Annotated in this window: 16 protein-coding genes and 1 tRNA gene; 6 read left to right on the top strand and 11 right to left on the bottom strand. The window is 68.8% G+C overall.

Features of this window, described 5'->3' with window-relative positions; genetic code table 11:
- Positions 1 to 47: 47 nt before the first annotated feature.
- From NOCYR_RS23300 to NOCYR_RS23290, 3 genes are all read right to left on the bottom strand, one after another.
- Complete coding sequence (locus NOCYR_RS23300) at positions 48 to 1,028, bottom strand: ribose-phosphate diphosphokinase (RefSeq protein ID WP_014352874.1); 981 nt, start codon at positions 1,026 to 1,028, stop codon at positions 48 to 50.
- Positions 1,025 to 2,515, bottom strand: a complete 1,491-nt coding sequence (gene glmU / locus NOCYR_RS23295) for a bifunctional UDP-N-acetylglucosamine diphosphorylase/glucosamine-1-phosphate N-acetyltransferase GlmU (RefSeq protein ID WP_014352873.1) — start codon at positions 2,513 to 2,515, stop codon at positions 1,025 to 1,027. The genes NOCYR_RS23300 and glmU overlap by 4 nt, the downstream gene beginning before the upstream one ends.
- Before the next feature lie 46 nt (positions 2,516 to 2,561).
- A tRNA-Gln gene (locus NOCYR_RS23290) sits at positions 2,562 to 2,632 on the bottom strand.
- A gap of 269 nt (positions 2,633 to 2,901) precedes the next feature.
- Between NOCYR_RS23290 and NOCYR_RS23285 the strand changes: the two genes are divergently transcribed.
- The 4 genes from NOCYR_RS23285 to NOCYR_RS23270 all read left to right on the top strand — a co-directional run bounded on the left by NOCYR_RS23285 (position 2,902) and on the right by NOCYR_RS23270 (position 11,127).
- Positions 2,902 to 3,516, top strand: a complete 615-nt coding sequence (locus NOCYR_RS23285; RefSeq protein WP_048834411.1) for a TetR/AcrR family transcriptional regulator — start codon at positions 2,902 to 2,904, stop codon at positions 3,514 to 3,516.
- Positions 3,517 to 3,698: 182 nt separating this feature from the next.
- Positions 3,699 to 8,078: a transcription-repair coupling factor gene (mfd, locus tag NOCYR_RS23280; protein ID WP_014352871.1), complete on the top strand. Its 4,380-nt coding sequence runs from the start codon at positions 3,699 to 3,701 to the stop codon at positions 8,076 to 8,078.
- Positions 8,075 to 8,806: a MazG family protein gene (locus NOCYR_RS23275; protein ID WP_014352870.1), complete on the top strand. Its 732-nt coding sequence runs from the start codon at positions 8,075 to 8,077 to the stop codon at positions 8,804 to 8,806. Before mfd ends, NOCYR_RS23275 begins: the two co-directional genes overlap by 4 nt.
- A 122-nt stretch (positions 8,807 to 8,928) precedes the next feature.
- A complete protein-coding gene (locus NOCYR_RS23270; protein WP_014352869.1) occupies positions 8,929 to 11,127 on the top strand; it encodes an MMPL family transporter in 2,199 nt (732 codons plus the stop codon).
- 61 nt (positions 11,128 to 11,188) lie between these two features.
- Here the strand turns inward: NOCYR_RS23270 and NOCYR_RS23265 are convergent, their stop codons facing one another.
- The 8 genes from NOCYR_RS23265 to NOCYR_RS23230 form a co-directional block, all read right to left on the bottom strand.
- Positions 11,189 to 11,764, bottom strand: a complete 576-nt coding sequence (locus NOCYR_RS23265) for a TerD family protein (RefSeq protein ID WP_014352868.1) — start codon at positions 11,762 to 11,764, stop codon at positions 11,189 to 11,191.
- A 76-nt stretch (positions 11,765 to 11,840) separates the two neighbouring features.
- Complete coding sequence (locus NOCYR_RS23260) at positions 11,841 to 12,323, bottom strand: hypothetical protein (protein ID WP_014352867.1); 483 nt, start codon at positions 12,321 to 12,323, stop codon at positions 11,841 to 11,843.
- 262 nt (positions 12,324 to 12,585) lie between these two features.
- The gene (locus NOCYR_RS23255) at positions 12,586 to 13,044 is read right to left on the bottom strand and encodes a flavodoxin domain-containing protein (RefSeq protein ID WP_014352866.1); all 459 of its coding nucleotides are present in this window, start codon (positions 13,042 to 13,044) and stop codon (positions 12,586 to 12,588) included.
- A gap of 117 nt (positions 13,045 to 13,161) precedes the next feature.
- Positions 13,162 to 14,565: an MATE family efflux transporter gene (locus NOCYR_RS23250; protein WP_014352865.1), complete on the bottom strand. Its 1,404-nt coding sequence runs from the start codon at positions 14,563 to 14,565 to the stop codon at positions 13,162 to 13,164.
- Complete coding sequence (locus NOCYR_RS23245) at positions 14,562 to 15,596, bottom strand: PLP-dependent cysteine synthase family protein (RefSeq protein ID WP_014352864.1); 1,035 nt, start codon at positions 15,594 to 15,596, stop codon at positions 14,562 to 14,564. The genes NOCYR_RS23250 and NOCYR_RS23245 overlap by 4 nt, the downstream gene beginning before the upstream one ends.
- 65 nt (positions 15,597 to 15,661) lie before the next feature.
- Positions 15,662 to 17,035 carry an alanine racemase gene (locus NOCYR_RS23240; RefSeq protein WP_014352863.1) on the bottom strand — a complete coding sequence of 458 codons (1,374 nt, stop codon included), beginning with the start codon at positions 17,033 to 17,035 and terminating at the stop codon, positions 15,662 to 15,664.
- A complete protein-coding gene (locus NOCYR_RS23235) occupies positions 17,032 to 18,042 on the bottom strand; it encodes an ornithine cyclodeaminase family protein (RefSeq protein ID WP_175587194.1) in 1,011 nt (336 codons plus the stop codon). The genes NOCYR_RS23240 and NOCYR_RS23235 overlap by 4 nt, the downstream gene beginning before the upstream one ends.
- Entirely contained in the window at positions 18,014 to 19,135 is a 1,122-nt protein-coding gene (locus tag NOCYR_RS23230) for a TauD/TfdA family dioxygenase (RefSeq protein ID WP_014352861.1), read from the bottom strand. Before NOCYR_RS23230 ends, NOCYR_RS23235 begins: the two co-directional genes overlap by 29 nt.
- Positions 19,136 to 19,449: 314 nt before the next feature.
- Between NOCYR_RS23230 and NOCYR_RS23225 the strand changes: the two genes are divergently transcribed.
- Both NOCYR_RS23225 and NOCYR_RS23220 read left to right on the top strand, forming a co-directional pair.
- Positions 19,450 to 20,964: an ABC transporter substrate-binding protein gene (locus NOCYR_RS23225; protein ID WP_014352860.1), complete on the top strand. Its 1,515-nt coding sequence runs from the start codon at positions 19,450 to 19,452 to the stop codon at positions 20,962 to 20,964.
- Positions 20,961 to 21,890, top strand: coding sequence for an ABC transporter permease (locus NOCYR_RS23220; RefSeq protein ID WP_014352859.1), 930 nt, complete (start codon positions 20,961 to 20,963; stop codon positions 21,888 to 21,890). The genes NOCYR_RS23225 and NOCYR_RS23220 overlap by 4 nt, the downstream gene beginning before the upstream one ends.
- The last annotated feature ends 95 nt before the right edge of the window (positions 21,891 to 21,985 follow it).

The raw sequence follows: 21,985 nt of genomic DNA, 5'->3' as shown, positions 1-21,985 counted from the left end.
ATGACGGGCCCGGACCGTGTGGTCCGGGCCCGTCAGAGCGTCGAGGGTCAGGCGTTGCCGTTGAACAGCCCGGTCACCGAGCCGTTCTCGAACACCTCGCGGATGGTGCGGGCCAGCAGCGGCGCGATCGACAGCACGGTCAGCTGCGGGAACTTCTTGTCCTCGGTGATCGGCAGGGTGTTGGTCACCACGACCTCCTTGGCGCCGCAGGCGGCCAGCCGCTCGGCGGCCGGCGAGCTCAGCACGCCGTGGGTCGCGGCGATGACGACGTCACCGGCGCCGGCCTCCTTCAGCACGTTGACCGCGCCGGCGATGGTGCCACCGGTGTCGATCATGTCGTCGATCAGGATGCAGGTGCGGCCCTCGACCTCACCGACCACGCGGTTGGACTTGACCTGGTTGGGCACCAGCGGGTCGCGGGTCTTGTGGATGAACGCCAGCGGCGAACCACCGAGCGAGTCGGCCCACTTCTCGGCCACCCGGACGCGGCCGGAGTCGGGGGAGACCACGGTGATGTGCTCGAGGCTGTAGTTCGACCGGACGTACTCGGCCAGCTGCAGCTGGGCGTGCATGTGGTCGACCGGGCCGTCGAAGAAGCCCTGGATCTGGTCGGTGTGCAGGTCGACGGTGATGATGCGATCGGCGCCGGCGGTCTTGAGCAGGTCGGCGACCAGGCGCGCGGAGATGGGTTCGCGGCCGCGGTGCTTCTTGTCCTGGCGGGCGTAGGGGTAGAACGGCAGGATCGCGGTGATCCGCTTGGCCGAACCGCGCTTGAGCGCGTCGATCATGATGAGCTGTTCCATCAGCCACTCGTTCAGCGGCGCGGGGAAGCTCTGGAGGACGAAGGCGTCCGAACCTCGAACCGATTCCTCGAAGCGGACGAAGATCTCGCCGTTGGCGAAGTCGCGCGCGGTCTGGGGCGTGACGTGGACGTCGAGTTCCTTGGCGACCTGTTCGGCCAGCTCAGGATGCGAACGTCCGGCGAATAGCATCAGGTTCTTCTGATTGTCGATCCATGACGCGGTCACTGCTGTTTGCCATCCTTTAGCTCGATTGCCTGACTCGACATCTCGTTGGCCGCGATGGCTTCCGCCGCCGCGCGCGCCGCAGCGGTTCCGGGACGATACCGCTGCACCCAGTTCTCAATATTGCGCTGTGGTCCACCCGACACGGCGAGCGCCCCCGGCGGAACGTTTCTGCGCAGTACAGTACCCGCCGCCGAATAGGCGCCGTCACCCACGGTGATCGGCGCGACGAACATCGTGTCGCTGCCCGTGCGCACATGCGAACCGACGGTGGTGTGGTGCTTGTTGACCCCGTCGTAGTTGACGAAGACGCTGGACGCGCCGATGTTGCTGTGCTCGCCGATGGTGGCGTCGCCGACGTAGGTCAGATGCGGCACCTTGGAGTGCGCGCCGACGGTGGCGTTCTTGGTTTCCACGAACGCTCCGAGTTTGCCGGACTCGCCCAGGACGGTGCCCGGCCGCAGGAAACTGAAGGGTCCGACGGTGGCGGCGGGCCCGATCACCGCGCCCTCACCGTGCGTGCGCACCACCTTGGCGCCCTCGCCGACGATCACATCGGTGAGCGTGGAATCCGGCCCGACCTCGGCGTCCTCGCCGATGACGGTGTTGCCGAGCAGCTGCACCCCCGGCCGCAAGGTCACATCGCGCCCGATCCGCACCCCGGCGTCGACCCAGGTGCTGGCCGGATCGATGACAGTCACCCCGGCGCGCATATGCCGTTCCAGGATGTAGCGGTTGAGTGTGCGCGCGGCCGCGGCCAGTTGCACCCGGTCGTTGACGCCGGTGACCTTGGCCGAATCGACCAGGCGTGCGCCCTGCACCGGATGGCCCGCCTCGTGCGCGAGCCGCAGCACGTCGGTCAGGTAGAGCTCGTGCTGGGCGTTGGCCGTGGACAGCCGTCCGAGCATGGTGCGCAGCACCGTCACGTCGAAGGCGTACACACCGGAGTTGACCTCGTTGATCTGGGCCTGTTCCGGGGTGGCGTCGGCGTGCTCGACGATTTCGACGACCTGGCCGTCGGCGTCGCGCACGATCCGGCCGTAGCCGTTGGGGTCCTCGGGGACGAAGGTCAGCACCGTCACCGCGGGCCGGTCGGCGTAGCTGCGGTGCTCATCGAGCAGGGCCGACAGGGTGTGCCCGTCCAGCAGCGGCACATCGGCGGAGGTGACGAGCACATCGCCGGTGAAGTCGTCGGGCAGCGCGGTCAGCCCGCACTGCACGGCGTGACCGGTGCCGAGCTGCTGCTCCTGCACCGCCGGGATGATCTGGCGGGCCTGTTCGTCGGCGACCGCCGCGACCGCGGCACCGACCTGTTCGCGGTCGTGCCCGACCACCGTGATCAGATACGCGGGGTCGATCTCGTTCGCCGCATGCAGCGCGTGCGCGAGCATGCTGCGGCCGGCCAGCGAATGCAACACTTTGGGGGTCTTCGACCGCATTCGTGTCCCGGCACCGGCTGCGAGAACGACGACGGCGGTCTGCTGTGGCATGAATCTCCCTCGGCTGCCTGTCATCGTGCTGGTCCAACGAGTGGTGCTCCGCCGCCAGGACTCGAACCTGAACTATCTGAACCAAAATCAGAGGTGCTGCCATTACACTACGGCGGATTGTCGCATCGACGGGACACACACGCGCCCGCCAGTGCGCCTCGGCACGGCAACGATACTCGCATGCCGACCTCGGATCCGTCGAACCGTGGGCGTGATCGGTGCGCCCGACTGCGCCCGCGCGCGAGCTGTCTGGAACAGTTGTCCCATACCATTCGCCGGCGTAGGTAGGGAGGCCAATGCACGAGACACCCACGACCGGCGAGAATCCGCGCGTCGGCGCACCCGGCGACAAGTCCCGTCGCGGCGGCCAGGCTCCCCGGCCCCGGATGACGGGCACGCAGCGGCGTCAGCAGCTGATCGAGATCGGTCGCGCGTTGTTCGCCGAACGCGGCTACGACGCCACCTCCATCGAGGAGATCGCCCAGCGCGCGCAGGTCTCCAAGCCGGTCGTCTACGAACATTTCGGCGGTAAAGAGGGCCTCTACGCGGTGGTGGTCGACCGCGAGATGTCGATGCTGCTGGACATGATCACCTCCTCGCTCACCCAGAACCGCTCCCGGGTCCGGCTCGAACAGGTGGCGCTGGCGCTGCTCACCTACATCGAGCAGCGCACCGACGGGTTCCGCATCCTGGTCCGCGATCAGCTGCCGCAAACCGGCGACGGCCGCTATTCGAGCCTGCTCAACGAGGCCGTCAACCAGGTCGCGCACATCCTCGCCGGCGATTTCGAACGCCGCGATTTCGACACCAGTCTGGCCACCCTCTACGCGCAGGCGCTCGTCGGCATGGTCTCCACCGCGGCCACCTGGTGGCTGGATGTGCGCACCCCGTCGAAGGAGGTGGTGGCGGCGCATCTGGTGAACCTGTGCTGGAACGGTCTGAGCCACCTCGAGGCCGATCCACAGCTCAGTTCGGAGTGGCCGGCCGGGACCGAGAACTGACCGGGAAAGTTAACCGGTGAATTGCGAACGAGCTTGCACCACATACTCGAATCGTCTGCCGCACGGCCCGCTGGTGGTACGGTTCACCCATCCTTTGGGTGCTGTTCGGGCGGTATGTCGGTCAAATTCGGGATGTCGGTCTACTTCAGGATGGCTGGTTTTTGGGATGACAGGCGGATCTGATGGCTAGGCAAGCGCGCGCGGAGATCACCCGCGACTCCGTCCTCGCGGGCGCGGCCGATGTCTTTCTGCGCTTGGGCTATGCGAACGCGAGCCTGAGCGAGATCATCGCGCAGTCCAACGTGACCAAGGGCGCCTTGTACTTTCACTTCGGCTCCAAGGAGGAGCTGGCCCGCGCGGTCGTCGACCAGGGCAACGAGCGGCTGGTCAGCTCCTGCCAGGGTTTCTTCGATCCCCGGGTGCCCGCGCTGGAGGCCTGCATCGGCATCACCTACGTGGTGGCCGATCTGTCGATGAACGATCCGATGGTCGGCGCGATGCTCAAGCTCACCCACCAGATCGGCGACTACCGCGGCGCCGCCGGCGACAACATCGCCAAGTCCTGGGGTGACACCTACCGCCTGCTGGCCGAGCGCGCCATCGCCCAGGGCGACCTGATGCCCGACCTCGACCCGGAAACCATCGGCCTGCTCCTGCACGGCGTCACCACCGGCGTGCACATCGTCGCCGTCGGCACCGAGGCCATCGACCAGATGGCCACCCGCATGGAACGCGCCTGGTACTTCCTGCTCCCGGCGATCGTCCCCCCCGGAGAAGCTCTCCTACTTCCGCGAGTTCGCCGCCCGTCGCCTGCGCCGCTACGTGCCGTAATTTTGCGCACCGGCGCGCAGCCCGGTGGGCCACAAGGGGGCCGCGAACACGCCGCGACGGAGGAGCGGCAGAATGGCAGAGCCGGTCGATTCGCCCGTTCGCTTCAGGAGTTGAGCATGTCTGCCCCACGTCCACCTCTGGCGGGCCTGGCCGCCGCGGCCGGCGCCGATATCGCGCTGCGGACCGTATCCGACCTGGTCGGCACGTCGCAGGTGGAGTTGGTGGCGCCGGCGGCGGCGCGGGCGTTCGTGGCGGGGACGGTGGCGACGAGCAAGCCCGTGGTGGTGGTGACGGCCACCGGGCGCGAGGCCGACGATCTGACCGTCGAGCTGACCGAGATCCTGGGTGAGGCGGTCGCGCAGTTCCCGTCCTGGGAGACGCTGCCGCATGAGCGGCTCTCGCCCGGCGCGGACACCGTCGGCCGCCGGCTGGCCGTGCTGCGCCGGCTCGCGCATCCGGAGGACCCGGTGTTCCCGGAGCCGCTGCGCGTGGTGGTGACCACCGTCCGCTCGCTGATGCAGCCGATGGCATCGGGGCTCGGCGATATCGAGCCGATCGTGCTGCGCGTGGGCACCGAAACCGATTTCGACGAATTGCTCACCCGCCTGGTCGAATTCGCTTACACCCGGGTCGACATGGTCGGCAAGCGCGGTGAGTTCGCGGTGCGCGGCGGCATCCTCGATGTGTTCCCGCCGACCGCCGATCATCCGGTGCGCGTGGAGATGTGGGGCGACGAGGTGAGCGAGCTGCGCCCGTTCTCGGTCGCCGATCAGCGCTCGCTGCCCGAACTGAGCATCGATGTCGTGGTGGCGCCGCCGTGCCGGGAACTGCTGCTGACCGAGGCGGTCCGGGATCGCGCGGCCGAGGTGGCGGCGGCCAATTCCGCCGACGCGGCCCTGGTGGAGATGCTGGAGAAGCTGGCCCAGGGCATCCCGGTCGACGGCATGGAGGCGCTGCTGCCGGTGCTGCGTCCCGGCGCGCTGAGCCTGCTCACCGAGGAACTGCCCGAGGGCACCCATCTGCTGCTGTGCGATCCAGAGAAGATCCGCACCCGCGCCGCCGACCTGATGCGTACCGGCGCGGAATTCCTGGAGGCCTCCTGGACCGCGGCCTCCTTCGGCGGTGACGCCCCGCTGGGCGCGCACGGTCTCGATCTGGCCGCCTCGGCCTACCGTTCGCTGCCCGAGATCCACGACAGCGCCACCGAACATGATCTGCCCTGGTGGACGCTGAGCCCGCTGACCTCCGGCGATTCGTCCGAAGTGGTGCTCCCGGTGCAGGCCGCGCCGGCCGCGCGGGGCTCCGACGAGCTGGTCGCGACGATCTTCGCCTCACTGCGCGCGCACGTCACCACCGGTGGCCGCGCGGTCGTGGTCGTGGCCGGTCACGGCACCGCCCAGCGTGTGCTCGAACGCCTCGCCGACGCCGATGTGCCCGCCGCCGCCCTCGACCCCGGCGCCGAACCGGAGACCGGTGTGGTCGGGGTGCTGTGCGGTTCGCTGCACGACGGTGTGGTCTTCGAGGACGCGGGCCTGGTGGTCGTCGCCGAATCCGACCTCACCGGCAACCGGGTCACCGCGCCCACCGAGGGCAAGCGGCTGCCCGCCAAAAGGCGTAATCAAGTCGATCCGCTGGCGCTCAATGCCGGCGATATGGTCGTGCACGATCAGCACGGCATCGGCCGCTTCGTGGAGATGATCGAACGCACCGTGGGCGGTGCCCGGCGCGAATACCTGGTGATCGAGTACGCGCCCGGCAAACGCGGCCAGCCCGGCGACCGGCTGTTCGTGCCGATGGAATCGCTGGATCAGCTCTCCCGCTATGTCGGCGGTGAGATGCCGAGCCTGTCCAAGCTGGGCGGCTCCGACTGGGCCAACACCAAACGCAAGGCCCGCAAGGCGGTCCGCGAGATCGCCGGTGAGCTGGTGCAGCTCTACGCCGCCCGCCAGGCCGCGCCCGGCCACGCCTTCGGCCCGGACACCCCGTGGCAGCAGGAGATGGAGGACGCGTTCGCGTTCACCGAGACCGTCGACCAGATGACCGCCATCACCGATGTGAAGGCGGATATGGAGAAGCCGGTCCCGATGGACCGGGTGGTCTGCGGCGACGTCGGCTACGGCAAGACCGAGATCGCGGTGCGCGCGGCGTTCAAGGCGGTGCAGGACGGCAAACAGGTTGTGGTGCTGGTACCGACGACGCTGCTGGCCCAGCAGCATCTGCAAACCTTCACCGAGCGCGTCGCCGGTTTCCCGGTGACGGTCAAGGGCCTGTCGCGGTTCACCGACCCGGCCGAATCGCGCGAGGTGCTCGAGGGCATGGCCTCCGGTGAGGTCGACATCGTGGTCGGCACGCACCGGCTGTTGCAGACCGGCGTGCGCTGGAAGGATCTGGGCCTGGTCATCGTCGACGAGGAACAGCGCTTCGGTGTGGAGCACAAGGAACACATCAAGGCGCTGCGCACCCACGTCGACGTGCTGACCATGTCCGCCACGCCGATTCCGCGCACGCTGGAGATGAGCCTGGCCGGCATCCGGGAGATGTCGACGATTCTCACCCCGCCCGAGGAACGTCATCCGGTGCTCACCTACGTCGGCGCCTACAGCGACAAACAGGTCACCGCCGCCATCCGGCGTGAGCTGCTGCGCGACGGCCAGGTGTTCTACGTGCACAACCGGGTGTCCTCGATCGACAAGGCCGCCAAGAGGATTCGTGATCTGGTACCCGAGGCGCGGGTGGTGGTCGCGCACGGCCAGATGAACGAGGACACCCTGGAGAGCACCGTGCAGGGTTTCTGGCAGCGCGAATTCGATGTGCTGGTGTGCACCACCATCATCGAGACCGGCCTCGACATCTCCAATGCCAACACCTTGATCGTGGAGCGCGCCGACACGCTCGGCCTGTCGCAGCTGCATCAGTTGCGCGGCCGGGTGGGACGCAGCCGGGAACGCGGCTACGCCTACTTCCTGTACCCGCCGGAGAAGCCGCTCACCGAAACCGCCTACGACCGGCTGGCCACCATCGCGCAGAACTCCGATCTGGGCGCCGGTATGGCGGTGGCGATGAAGGACCTCGAGATTCGCGGTGCGGGCAATGTGCTCGGCGCCGAGCAGTCCGGCCACGTCGCGGGCGTCGGGTTCGATCTGTATGTGCGGCTGGTCGGCGAGGCGGTGGAGGCCTATCGCGCCGCGGCCGACGGCAAGCCGATCACCACTGAGGAGACCAAGGAGGTGCGCATCGACCTGCCGGTGGACGCGCACATCCCGCCCGACTACATCACCAGCGACCGCCTGCGCCTGGAGGCCTACCGCAAACTGGCCGCCGCCCACGACGATTCGACGCTGGCCGCGGTGGTCGAGGAGCTGGTCGACCGGTACGGCCCGCTGCCGGTGGAGGTCGGCAGGCTGGTGTCGGTGGCCAAGCTGCGGCTGCTGGCCCGCGAATACGGCGTCACCGAGATCGCGGTCACCGGCACCACGGTGAAGATCTCGCCGCTGAACCTGCCCGATTCCAAGCAACTGCGGCTCAAGCGGATCTACCCCAGCGCCACCTACAAGGCGGCCAGCGGCGTGGTCGGTGTGCCGCTGCCGCGGGTGCAGGACAGTGTGGGCGCGGACCGGTTGCGCGATGTGCCGCTGCTGCAATACCTCGCCGATCTGCTGCTGGCGCTGGACGGCAAGGCGCAGGGCGCGGTCGATCTCACCGTCGCCACCGAGGTCTCGGTCGCCCGATGAGTTCGGCACCAGAATCCGGGCCCGACGCCCTGCGCGTGCAGACCGATACCGCGACGCTCGCGGCCGGTCTCGCCGAGGCCGTCGAGGTGATGGACCGGCTGTGGCATTTCGGCGGCTGGGAATCCACCCAGACCCACGATTCGCTGCGCCCGTATCTGCTCGAGGAGACCTACGAGCTGCTCGACGCTATCCAGCACGAGGACGCCGAGACCATCAAGGAAGAACTCGGCGATCTGCTGTTGCAGGTGCTGTTCCACTCCCGGATCGCGCAGGCGGCGGGGGAGTTCACCGTCGACGATGTGGCCGCCGCGCTGGTCGCCAAACTGGTCAACCGCAGCCCCCATCTGGACGCCACCGAGCTGCCGCCGGACGCCGGCGTCGAGGAGAAGATCGCGGCCCAGGAAAAGGCCTGGGAGGAACGCAAATCCGCGGAGAAGGCGCGCCGCTCCTGCCTGGACGGCATCGCGATGGCCCAGCCCGCGCTGGCGCTGGCGGAGAAGGTGCGCGACCGCAGCAAACGCGCCGGCCTGCCGGAGGATCTGATCCCGCCCGCCCTGCGCATGGTCCGCCTCGGCGGCCGTGACAGCGCCGAGGAACGCCTGCGCAAGGCCACCCTCGCCTTCGCCGACGCCATCCGCGCCGCCGAGGACGCCGCCGAGGCCGATCGCGGCACCAGGGCCCCACTCGACGCGGCTGCCTGGCGCCGGTACTGGCCGGCCACTCGCTGATCGCCCGCGTCCCTCCCGGAGCTGTGAGCTGCGCCGCAGCGGCGCCCGAAACCATCACATCCGCGGGCGCTGTTTCGTCCGAGTCGTGTATCCACCCGCACTGACGCGACTAGGAGGCAGTGATGCCGGCGGGACTGATCGATCTCATCATGCGGCGCAGACGGGCCGTACTGATTCTCTTCGCGGTACTGCTCATGCTGGCCGGAGCAGGCAGTTCGACGCTGTTCGACAAATTGAAGGGCGGCGGATTCAACGATCCGGGCGCCGAATCGGGGGTGGCAGCCGAGGTGCTGCGCGACCAGTTCGGGCAGGGCCAGCCGAACCTGGTGTTGCTGGTCGACGCGCCGGGCTCGGTCGATGACGCGGGCGTGGCCGCGGCGGCGACGGCGCTGGTGCAGCGACTGACCGGGGAGGCCGGCGTCACCGGCGTGACGTCCTACTGGACCTCCGGCCACCCGCCCGCATTACGCAGCGCCGACGGCTCCCAGGGCCTGGCCGTGGCCACCATCCTCGGTGACGACGACGCCGTCGAGGACCGGATCACCGATCTGGAACCGCGCTACTCCGGCATCCGGGACGGCCTGGACGTGCAGGTCGGCGGCTACGCCATGCTCCAGCACGAGATGGTCGAGCAGTCCGAGAAGGACGCGATCACCGGTGAATCCATCGCCTTCCCGATCACCTTGATCGCCCTGGTGCTGGTGTTCGGCTCGGTGATGGCGGCGCTGCTGCCCTTGGCGGTCGCCATGGTGACGGTGCTGCTCACCATGGGCGCGATGTGGTTGCTGGCCGGGGTGACGGACCTGAACGCGCTGGCCATCAATGTCGTCACGCTGCTCGGGCTTGGCCTGGCCATCGACTACAGCCTGCTGATCGTCAGCCGCTACCGCGAGGAACTCGACGCCGGTGTCGAACCCGCGCAGGCGCTGCGCACCACCATGAACTCCGCCGGGCGCACTGTCGCGTTCTCCGCGGTCACGGTGGCGGTGGCGCTGTCGGGCCTGGTGTTCTTCCCGCTGCTGGCCGTCCGCTCGGTGGGGTATGCGGGTATCGCGGTGGCGCTGATCGCCGCGCTGAGTTCGCTGACGGTGCTGCCCGCCCTGCTGGCGATCCTGGGCACTCGAGTCGACAAGTGGCGAATCCGGCGCCGCGACAAGGTCTCCCGGGAACTGCACGAGGGCCGCTGGCATCGGCTGGCCATGTTCGTGATGCGCAGGCCGGGCACGGTGGCGATCACGGTGACGGTGGTGCTGCTGTTCCTCGGCGCGCCGTTCCTCGGGCTGAAGCTCGGCTATCCGGACGAACGGTCGATGCCGGAGGCGTCCTCGTCCCGGCAGGTCGCTGAGGTCGTGCGCGCGGAATTCGACACCAGTGAGCAGAGCGCGTTGAGTGTGGTGCTGCCGCAGGGCGGTTCGGGTGTGCCCGAATACGCGCAACGGTTGTCGGCGTTGCCCGAGGTGCAGCGGGTCGACACCGTCAGCGGCAGCTACGCCGACGGCGTCCTGGTCGCGCCGGCCACCGAACTCAATGCCCGGTTCGCGGCGAACGGCGGGGTGTATCTGTCGGTGGTGCCCGCCACCGACGACTCCGCCGTGCTCGAGGATCTGGTCGGCACCATCCGTGAGGTCGACGCGCCGTCGGATGCGCTGGTGGGAGGCGTGGCGGCGGTGAGCGCCGATGCCACCGACGCCCTGCTGGACCGGCTGCCCATCGCCCTCGGCGTGGTGCTGGCACTGATGCTCATCCTGTTGTTCCTGCTCACCGGCAGTGTCTTCCTGCCGGTGGTAGCGGTGCTGCTGAGCTGCCTGAGCCTCACCGCGACCTTCGGTGCGCTGGTGTGGATCTTCCAGGACGGGCATCTGTCGGAACTGCTGGGCTTCACCGTCACCGGGACGCTGGCCTCGACCGTGCCGATCATGCTGTTCGGTGTGGCGTTCGGCCTGGCCATGGACTACCAGGTGTTCCTGCTGTCGCGGATTCGCGAGGAGTACGAACGCACCGGTGACGGCACCGCCGCCGTCGCCATCGGTTTGGAGCGGATCGGCCGGATCGTCACCGCCGCGGCGGTGCTCATCTCGGTGGTGTTCCTCGGCTTCCTGGTCTCCGATATCACCTTCATGAAGGCGTTCGGTATCGGATTGCCGCTGGCCGTGCTGGCCGACGCCACCCTGATCCGCGGGTTCCTGTTGCCGGCCACGATGCAGCTCGGTGGGCGCTGGACCTGGTGGGCGCCGGGCCCGCTGCGGAAGCTGCACGAGCGCTTCGGCATTCGCGAGGGCGCCGGATCTCCCGACCGGGACAGGGATCTGGTCGAAGCCTGAGCGCGACGAAGCGGCGGGTGCGTGAAACCTTCACGCACCCGCCGCTTCTCGTTGTCGTGAGTCAGACGTTGACGCCGTAGTCGCGGGCGATCCCGGCCAGCCCGGAGGCGTAACCCTGGCCGATGGCCCGGAACTTCCACTCGCCGTTGTGCCGGTAGAGCTCGCCGAAGACCATGGCGGTCTCGGTGGAGGCGTCCTCGCTGAGGTCGTAGCGCGCCAGCTCGGAACCGGTGACGGCGTCGAGCACCCGGATGTAGGCGTTGCGGACCTGGCCGAAGGACTGCCTGCGGGCGTCGGCCTCGTGGATCGAGACCGGGAAGAAGATGTTGGTGATCGTCGGCGGGGTGGCCGCCAGGTCGACGTTGATCACCTCGTCGTCGCCGTCGCCCTCACCGGTGAGGTTGTCGCCGGTGTGCTCGATGGATCCCTCCGGCGAGCGCAGGTTGTTGTAGAAGATGAAATGCTGGTCCGACAGCACTTTCAGATCGGGTCCGGTGGCCAGCGCACTGGCGTCGAGGTCGTAGTCCGCCCCGGTGCTGGTACGCACGTCCCAACCCAGGCCGACGGTGACTTTGGTCAGATTCGGGGCCTGCTTGGACAGCGAGACATTGCCGCCTTTGGCCAGTGTGACGCTCATGTTCCCCTTCCTCGCGGCGCTGACGCTCCGCCCTTGCCGACGATTATTGCCGACCGGCCGTTACCGGTGCCGTGGTTCAGTTCTCGCTGTCCGCCCAGGACCGCAGCGTGGCCACCCGGCCTTCCAGGGCGCGCAGTTCGGTGTCGTCGAGGACGATGCGCTGAATGCCCTTGTCCACCTGGAACGCCGACTGACGGTGGTCGTCGATCACCGCGACGTCGATGCGCACCGCCACATATTCGCCGGCATCGGGCATTTCCTCGGCGATCACCTTGGCGGTGCCGCGGGCGCACAGCGCGACATTGCCGCCGGCCAGGATCAGCAGCGCCACATCGGGGCGTTCGCGCAGCCGGGCCAGCGAACCGCGATCGAACTTCAGGCTCAGCAGGATGGTGCGATTACCGGCGCGGACGGGCCAGGACACCGGAATCGCGTGCGGCGCCGGATCGGTGGTGACCAGCACAGCGATGGTCTCGGTGGGCCATTCCGGCAGCACGTCCAGCTCGGGATGATCGGTCGAGGGGTCCTGATGTTGCGCAGGGCTGACTCCGGCTGCCATGTTCATCACCTCATGAATCGACGCGCGCGACGGGCTGTGCCGCACTCCGCACCCAGTTTAAGGGCTGAGACCGACAACCGGCCGGGGAAGATCGCCTGCGGACCGCCGTCGGGTACCCGATCAGATCGGCTGTGGTGCAGCGCGATCGGGTCTAGTGCAGTGCGATCAGGTCTGGTGCAGCGCGATCGCGCCTGGTGCGACGCGATCGGGCCTGGTGCAGGGCGACGGGCCTGGTGAGCGCGATCAGCCTGGTGCACAGCGTTCAGACCGCCGCCAGCGCCTCGTCGGAAATCGGCAGCCCGCGCGCCCATTCCCGGGCCATCACACCCGGCTTGATCTCGGTGGACGCATCGTGGCGGGCATGCTCGCCCACCTGCACCGCACCGCATTCGGCCAGCTTCTCGGCGATGATCTCGCCGCCGCGGTTGAAGGTGTCGCCGTAGACCGAATCGCCCAGTCCGAACACGGCGAACCGCAGGCCGGTCAGGTCGGGCGTGCGGGCGGACAGGGCGTCGAAGAACGGTTCGGCGCCGGTCGGCAGTTCACCGTCGCCGTAGGTGGAGCAGACGATGATGTGGAAATCGCGTACGTCGAGATCGTCGATATCGAAGTCGGTCATGTCGTAGACCGACACGTCGTGATCGGTGAGTTCGTCGGCCACGTTGTCGGCGGCGGACTCGGCCGTACCCATCTCCGATCCGAACAGAATGACGACGCGCACCGCAGCTCCCTTCTCCGCCTGAGTATGGTGAGGCTAGCCTAATATCCACACCGCGAGGCGGGCAACAGCGTCGCACCGAACGCGGTTCAGCGGCGACGAATCAGTTCGAAGCGCGGATCAGCTCCGCGTGCCCAGCGCCTGCGGCAGCATCCCCGGATGTTCCCGCGCCGCCGTGTCCAGCAGCGTGAAGTAGCGCCGCAGCATCAGCCCCGCCGTGGCCGCGAGCCCGGCGGTGAGCCCCCACCACACGCCCGCCGCGCCGAGCCCGGCCGGGAACGCCAGCAGCAGTGCGGTCGGCAGCCCCACCAGCCAATAACCCACCAGCGACAACCGGAATCCGGCCTTGGTGGCCTTCAGCCCACGCAGCAGCCCGTTGCCGATGTTCTGGGCCGCGTCGAAGAACTGGAGCACGATGCCGATGAGCAGCAGCGTCTTGGCCACCTCGATGGTCGCGGTGTCGCCGGGATCGAGGAACGGTCGCAGCACCAGCTCGGGGATCACGACATAGGCCACGCCGGTGATCGCGGCGATCACGGCGGCGTGGCGCAGCGCCAGCCAGGCCAGCGCCCGCGCGTGATCGAACTCGTCGCGCGCCACCGCGTGGCTGACCAGGATCGAGGCACCGTGCGAGAGGCCGATCGCGACCTGGAACACGATGTAGATGATCTGATAGACCACGTTGTGCGCTGCCAGCGCCGCCGGCCCGATACTGCCCATGACCAGCGCGAGCACCGAGAACATGCCGGCCTCGGAGCCGTAGGTGAGCGAAATCGGTACGCCCAGTTTCAGCTCCGCGCGCACCGTCGTCATCCGCACCGGCCACGGCCGCAGCGACAGGCCCGCCGCCAGTTCGGTGTCGCGGCGCACCATCGCCCAGAACACCGCGAAGGTGATCAGGAAGACCAGCGAGGTCGCCACACCGATGCCGGTGAGCCCGAGCGCGGGCAGCCCCAGCCAGCCGTGCATGAAGGTCAGCGCCAGCACCAGATTCAGCGCCACCGAACCCAGCGTCACCAGCAGCAGGGCCTGCGGTTTCTGCATGCCGACGGTGTACTGGCGCAGCACCTGGAACCACAGGCACGGCAGCAGCCCGGGCGCCAGCGCCACCATCATCGGGCGCGCGTCGGCCAGCACACCGGCGTCCTGGCCCAGCCATTGCAGCGACCAGCCCAGCCCGACCAGCACCACACCGCCGAGGAGGCCGGCGAGCGTGGCGATCAGGAAACTCGACCGCACCACATCGCGTACCTCGCCGTCGGCACTGACGCCGCGTTTGCCCGCCGCACTCACTGCCGAGGCGATCTGGTTGCCGCTGCCGGTGATCAGGCCGACACACATGGTGCGGATCTGGTTGAACAGCACGATGGCCAGGCCACCGGCGGCGACCTGACGCACCCCGAGGCTGCCCATCAGGGCGATATTGGTGGTGGAGACCGCGATCTGCGCCAGCTGCGTCAACGCGATCGGCGTCGCCAGGGCGGTGAGTCGCTTGCCGTCGGCGCGGAAGTCGGACAGATTCACCGGGCCTCCACCAGATGATCTCGGCGCGCGGCGGGGGTGTAGCGCGCGAGCAGGTCGCGGACCTCGGCTTCGGCCTGCGGATCGAGCAGGTCGCGGGCCCGCATCCAGTCGTCGTCGAAGACGGTGTCGAGGTACTTCTCGCCGCCGTCGCAGACGATGGTTACCACGGTGGACCCGGCCGGAAACTGCTCGAGCCGGGTGAGTGCGGCGTGCACCGAACCGCCGGCCGAGCCGCCGAGCATCAAACCGAGTTCGGCCGCGACGGCGCGCGCGGTGGCGAAGGCCGCCACATCGCTGACCTTGACGCCCTCGTCGAGCAGCGAATAATCGACCGCCGTGCCGATGGTCGCGCCGGGCGGCGTGCCGGTGCCGGACTGCCAATACGGACCGCCGGGACCGCCGAAGGCGATCGAGCCGACCGGTTCCACGCCGATCACCTTGGGCACACAGCCGAGCTGACGCAGCCGGGTCGCGGTACCGAACAGTGAACCGCCGGTGCCGACCGCCGACAGCAGGATGTCGACGCGCTCGACGTCTTCCAGCAACTCTTCGGCCACCGCGTAGTATCCGACCGCGTTGGCGTCGTTGTTGTGCTGTTCGGTGAAGTAGGCGTCGTCCTGGGCGGCGGCCATCGCCTCGGCGAGGTCCTCGCGGGCCGAGGTGGCGAGGTTGTCGTCGCCGTCATCGGCGACGAACACCAGTTCCGCACCCATTGCTCGCATCGCGCGCAGCTTGTCCTTACATGCGTGGTGGTCGACCACCGCGGTGAAGCGGTAGCCGCGTTCGGCGGCAACCACCGCCAAACCCAGGCCGGTGTTGCCGGATGTCGATTCGATGATATGCCCGCCACCGCTCAGCAAACCTCTGCGCTCGGCATCGAGCACCATTTCGCGCGCCATCCGGATCTTGGCGGCGCCGGTCGGGTTGAACTGTTCGAGCTTGAGCAGCAGCCTGGTGCCGGTCTCGGTGGCCGCCAGCTCGAACAACGGGGTGCGGCCGATCAGGTCCGTCACACGCGTGACGAGCGGCATGGAAGGTCTCCTCGGTCGGTACAGTCCGGCGTCGCGCCGGGGTCGATGTGTCTGGGCGTGGCGAATCAGTGCGGGTCGAGCGTCCAGCGGTATCTCCCGCCGGGCGCGTCGTGCAGCGCCACCTTCGGCGGGAGCGGTAATTCGTGGAAGGCGGACTCGTTGGAGTCCATCTGGTAACCGGCGGTGTTCGGGTAGATCAGCAGGTCGCCGGGTTCGGCCGGGCGTGGCAGCGGGATCCGGCGCCAGCTCAGCATGTCCGATTCCAGGCAGGTCGCGGCCCCGACCACGGTGGGCGTGACCGTGCCTGCGCGCGCGGGCCAGAGCACCGGATCGGGCAGGTACTCGCTGTCGAACCACTGCTCGGACAAGCTCAGGCTGCTGCCGTCCACGGTCAGGATGCGGTAGGGGTGTCCGTGTGCGAGCCGGGTCTTGCTGCCCTGCACCCGGAAGACGGTGCTGCCGGCCCGGTCGAGCAGGGCGCGGCCGGGTTCGATGGCCAGCCGGATGCCGTTGTCGCGCAACCGGCCCGCCAAACCGTCGCGGTTCAGGATCGCGGTGAGCATGGCGGGGCCCGGCTCCGGACAGTGGTACGGGTAGTAGCTGTCGAATTTCTTGCCGGTGTGGAACCAGCGCCGGCTCACCTCGCCGGAGAACTCCGCCCATCTATCGGAGGGCACATAATCCACGCCGAACCCGCCGCCGATGGAGATTGTGCTCGCCGGATGGCCGAGCGTGCGGGCTTGCAGGCAGCGGCGGACGAGATCGGCCGCGAGTTCGGCGCGCGGCACCGGATCGTAGCCGGACAGGTGGAAGCTGAAGCCCTCCAGCCGGACTGATCCCCGCTGCGTCGAAGCGGTGAGCGCGTGCTCGATTTCGGCCTCGGTCATCCCGAAGCGGCTGGCGGAGGCTGGTGGCAGCACCCGTAGCAGGACCCGGGCCTCTAGCCCGAGCGCGGCGATCCGGTCGAGCTCGCCGACGCTGTCCACGGCGATCAGCGCACCGTGCCGGGCCGCCAGCCACAGCAGGTCATCGGACTTCTCCGGACCGGTGACCATCAGCTCCGGCCCGCGCACGCCCTGTGCCAGCGCCGCCGTCAACTCCACGGTGCTCGCTACGTCGACGCCCGCGCCCTGCTCCGCGCACGCCCGCACCACACACGCGGCCTTGTTCGCCTTCTTGCCGAAGTAGACGAAACCATCGACGCCGGCGTCAGCGAATGCCTGCTGGAAACCGCGCACGTTCTCGGTGACCCGCGCCGGGTACATGAGGTGGAACGGACCGCCAACGGCAAAGGCGATGTCGCCCAGCAGATTCGGATCGTCGAGAACCCGCTGCTCCCACTCGTCCCGATGAGCGGGCAGCGGCGTCGCCATGATCCCGCCTGCGGCAGCGCTGGTGCACGTGGCGCCGGGCGCGGCCGCCCCATCGGTCTCCGTCAATCCCACAGCGGCACCTCGGTACCCCTGCCTTCCGCGATGGCCCGCTCGGCGAGCGCGTGTGCGACGGCGATATCGGTGAGCACCAGTCCGCTGTTGTAGACGAAGATCCGTTCTTCCTCCGAGCGCCTGGCCACCGCGCGACGGCTCAGGATCTGCGGCAGTTCGGCGTCGACCGGGCGCAGCACGCCGTCCGGGCCAGCCATATCGGTGCCGGTCACCGCCATTTGCGCGGCGCTGGTGGCGACGACGCGGTCGGCGTCGTTGAGCGTGGACGGCGCCAGCCCGTAGCCGACGAGCACCGCCACCGAACCCGCCTTCAGATCACCGGATTCGAGCGCGACCTCGGTGCCGGGGCCCGCCGTCGCCAGCACCACATCGGCGACGGCGGCGGCCTCGCGCGGATCGGCGACGGTCTCCAGCATGGCGTGCGGATGATGCTCGGCCAGCTGCCGGTGCACCGCCTCGATGCCCTCGGGATGCGTGCCGTACAGCATGAGCTTGCGCAGCCCCGGATTCGCGGCCAGCAGGTGCGGCAGCGCGTTGCGACCCTGGGTCCCGGTGCCGATGAGCAGCACGGTATCGGCGTCGCGGCGGGCGGTTTCGCGCACCAGCAGGGCCGAGACCGCCGGGGTTCGCAGCGCACCGACGCGCGCGCAGTCCATCATCGCGATCGGCGCACCGGTGGTGTCGTCGTAGAGGGTGATGGTGGTGTAGTAGCGCTTGGTGCTGCGGTCGTGCCCGGGATCGAACTTGTAGGAGGTCTTCATCGCGACCACCCGGCGACGCCCGTCGCGCCCGAGCATGGCGTAGGCCACCGACCAGCCATCCGGATTGGCGACGCTCAACTTACGCGGATTATCCGAATCTCCCGCCGCGAAGGCGAGATAGGCGTCTTCCACCGCACGCACCACGGCCGACGGTGAAATCGGCACGTCGGCGAGATCGCTTCGGCTCAGCACCCGCAGCGGGGTGACTCGATCACGCGTGCTCAAAGGATCCTCGATCATCTGCTGTGCCGTCCCGCTCTACTTCCGCCGGAACCGTTTCCGGTCCGGCCGCCCGGAATGGGCGGACCAATAGCTGTCCGTACCCATTCTCTCCGGCCTCGGCGGCGCGGCGGCGACGTTCGGGTAACCGGATGTTCACTCGTTTGAGCCAGCGGTCGGTGCCGTCGTAGCGGGCGGTGAACGGCACCCGCCCGTGCACGGCGACGTCGTTGTCCACCAGCAGCAGTTCGCCGGGTTCGAGCGCGGCGGTCACACAGACGCGTTCGAGCTCGTCGGTGAAGTGGGCGTAGGCGGCGCGGTAGTCCGGATCGGCGTCGTCGAGCGGGGTGTAGGCGGGATCGTAGCGCATCGTCAGATCGTCTGTTTCCCAGTCGTTTTCGCTCGCGCTCCACAGCGTGGGCACCGGGGTTGCGGTCGCGCGATCGTAGCCGGAGCCGTAGGAGACGTCGGGCAGGATCGGCAGCACCGGTGTGCTGAGCAGTCGCCGCTGCCGCGCGCTGAGTTCGACCTGTCGCACCGAGGACACGGTGGTGCCGACACGGTCGGGATTGCGCAGGCACGACAGCATCAGCAGGTGCGCCCGGCCGGGATGGAAGGCGTCTTCGGTATGCGGGCTGAGCAGGGTTTTGCTGCTCGCCCCGGACTGTTCGTGCTCGTGACCGGCCGCCGGGACGATGTTGTTGACCAGCCGTCCGTCCTGCTGGCCCTGCCAGCCGAACGGCTCGCCGGCGCAGCGGGCCAGCAGCAGCATCACGATATCGAGTTCCAGCGAACACGAGCGCACGCTCGAATCCCCGCTCCACAGTGCGGCTTCGCGCCAGCTGGGTGGGGTGGGGCCGCATTCGGCGTCGTCGAGTGGCAACCGGCTGACGATGACGGCGCCCGCAGCGGTGGCCGGTGCGCGCATGGTGTGGCGCACGACGGCGGGTAACTCGTGGACGCGGGCCTGCACCTGGTCGACGAGCGCCGGGTCGGTGAGAGTGCGCGCTGCCTGCGCGCTGCCGCCCGGATAGTCGAGTGTGGCGCCGATCACACGCGCGAGCTCGCGCACCGCGCGTCCGGCGGCCGGGGGGAACTCGCGTCGTTCGATCATCTGGGGGTGAAGCGTCTTACGTTCGGAGAGAACGCTTTTCACCAGGGTATTCCCTTCTTCGCATCGGGTCGAAAAGCGAGTGGTGACGATTCGAACTGCGAAGCTAGTGCTTCCCTCGAGCTAGAGCAAGGCTTACCTAACTTTGGCGATTGGATAGCGATGTAGCATAACCGAGCCGAGGCGCAGCTAGTGGGCGGTATCACCCAATTCGCGCATCGACCGCCGAGAGACGTAGAACACGATTAGGCTAGCCTTCCCTGGGTGATTTCTCCAGGGGTCGACGGGTGGGTGTGTTCGGTAGGGAAGGCGGCGCAATGGGTTTGAATCGGCGGCAGCTGCTGCGGTCGGGTGTGGGCGTGGGGGCCGTGCTGCTGGCCGCGGCGTGTTCGACCGGCACCGAATCGGCCGGCCCGCCGCGTCCGGGTGGCACATTGCGCGTCGGCGCGCTCGGCACGCCCGCGCGCCTGGAACGTGATCCGCACGCCAACCTGAGCAATGACAGCGATTTCCTCATCGCCTCACTGGTCTACGACCCGCTGACCGTCCCCGCCGCGAACCCCACCGTGGCCGCGCGACTGGCCACTGCCTGGGAACCCGACGCCGAAGGCAAACGCTGGCGATTCACCCTCGCCGAGGGCGCCACCTTCCACGATGGATCGCCGGTGACCGCCGAGGACGTGGTGTGGTCGCTGCGCCGGCTGCGGGAGCAGGGCGGCCCGTCGAAAATGCCTGCGGCCGTGGAAGACATCACCGCCGACGGCCCCGGCCACATCGTGCTGGCCACGCCGGCGCCCAATTCGCAGATCCCGCTGCTCGTGCGCCTGATGACGTTCACCGTCAAAAAGGACACCACCGACTTCACCCACCCGAACGGCACCGGACCATTCCGCTTCGAATCCTACGAGGGCGGCACCGCACGTCTGGTGCGCAACGACCGCTGGCACGGCACGCCCGCGTTGCTCGACGCCATCGAGGTCACCATGTTCGACAGCGTCACCGCGCTCGGCAACGCGGTACTCGGCAACCAGATCGACCTGGCGTCCAATGTCGGTGCCATCGCCGGGCGCAGTGCTGCCGGACGCGGCGACCTTCAGGTGGTGCGCCGCCCGAACGACACCGTGGTCGGGGTGGCCATGCGCACGTCCGACGGGCCGTTCGCCGATCCCCGGGTGCGTACCGCCGTGCGGCTCGGCGTCGATCGGGGCGCGCTGGTCGATCAGGTGCATTCCGGCTACGGCGCCGTCGCCAATGACATTCTCGGCACGGCGGACCCGTTGTACGACACGACCATCGCCCAGCGCACCCGCGATATCGACCGTGCGAAGAGCCTGCTGGCCGAGGCGGGATTCGACACCGGACGCACCTATCCGCTGGCCACCAAGGCCGAGGCGCCGGGCGAGGTGGAGTCGGCGCAGGTCATCGCCACCCAGCTGGCCGATATCGGGCTGAAAGTGGAGGTGGTGACGCAGGAGCCGAACACCTTCTACGACCAGACCTGGCTGCTGGCGCCGTTCTACACGATCTCCTGGGGCACCAACGATTCCACGCTGTTCTTCGCCAACAGCTTGATGTCGAGCGGTTCCAATCGCAACGAAACCGCTTTCCACGACCAGGCTTTCGACGCCGCCACGGCGAAAGCGCTGGCCGCGCAGAACGAGGCCGACCAGGCCGCGGCCGCGCGTGAACTCCAGCGCATCCAGCACGAGCGCGGCGGTTATCTGGTGTGGGGCATGGCCGACGGGATCGACATCGCCACCACCAGGGCCCACGATCTGCCGACGCTCGGCGGGTTCGCGCGGGTGCAACTGGAACGCGCCTGGTTGTCGTGAGCCGGTTCGCTCGCCTGCTGATCCGCCGCGTCGCCCTGCTGATCGTCTTGCTGGCGGCGGTGTTCGCGGCGGTCGATCTGCTGCCGGGCAGCGCCGCCCGCGCGGTCCTCGGCCGCGAGGCCACCGAGGCGGCGGTTGCGGCGAAGGAACGCGAACTCGGGCTGGACCGTCCGCTGCCGGTGCGCTTCAGCGACTGGCTCGCCGGAGTGCTCACTGGTGATTTCGGGCAGACCGCGCGCGGCAGATCGGTGAGCGAACTGCTCGCCGACACCTTCCCGCAGACATTGCTGCTCGGCGGCATCGCCTTCGCCGTGACGATCGCCGCCTCGCTGGCCCTCGGTGCGTGGTGGTCGATCCGCCCGCGTGGCGTGCTCGGTCGCGTCTTGCAACCGAGCACGACCACCGCCGTCGCCGTGCCGGAATTCGTGGTGGCGACGCTGCTGATCCTGGTGTTCTCGCTGGCCCTCGGCTGGTTGCCGGCCGTGACCATCACCGGCCGTTCCGGGTTCCCGGCCTCGGTGGACATGCTGGTGCTGCCGGTGCTCGCGCTGGCGATCCCGCAGATCGGTTGGAATGCCCGGGTGGTGCGGGCGGCACTGGCCGACGCCTCGCGCCTGCCGCACGTGGAAACGGCGGTGCTGGACGGACTTCCGGAGCGCGCCGTGCTCGCCCGCCATGTGTTGCCCTTCGCGCTGCCCACCATCGTCGCGAGCTTCGCCACCACCGTCGGCATGCTGCTCGGCGGTGCGCTGGTGGTGGAGACGATCTTCAACTATCCCGGGCTGGGTGCGCTGCTCGCGGCGTCGGTGGCCGACCGGGATACCGCGCTGATGGCGGCGGTGGTGGCGTTGACGGGTGTCGTGATCATGGTGATGCTGGCGGCCGCCGACGCGGTGCGGGCGTGGTCGTTGCGGGGGCGGATGTGAGGGCGGCCGCCTGGCTCGGGGAGGGGCTCGCGCGCGACCTCGGCCGCGAATCAGGGAGTAGTGCCTGTGGCCACGCGGAACGCATCGGTCCGCTC

The organism is Nocardia cyriacigeorgica GUH-2, assembly GCF_000284035.1.
GTDB lineage: Bacteria > Actinomycetota > Actinomycetes > Mycobacteriales > Mycobacteriaceae > Nocardia > Nocardia cyriacigeorgica_B.
Note: the sequence above shows the minus strand (reverse complement) of the source record. Positions and strands in the feature narration are given on the sequence as shown.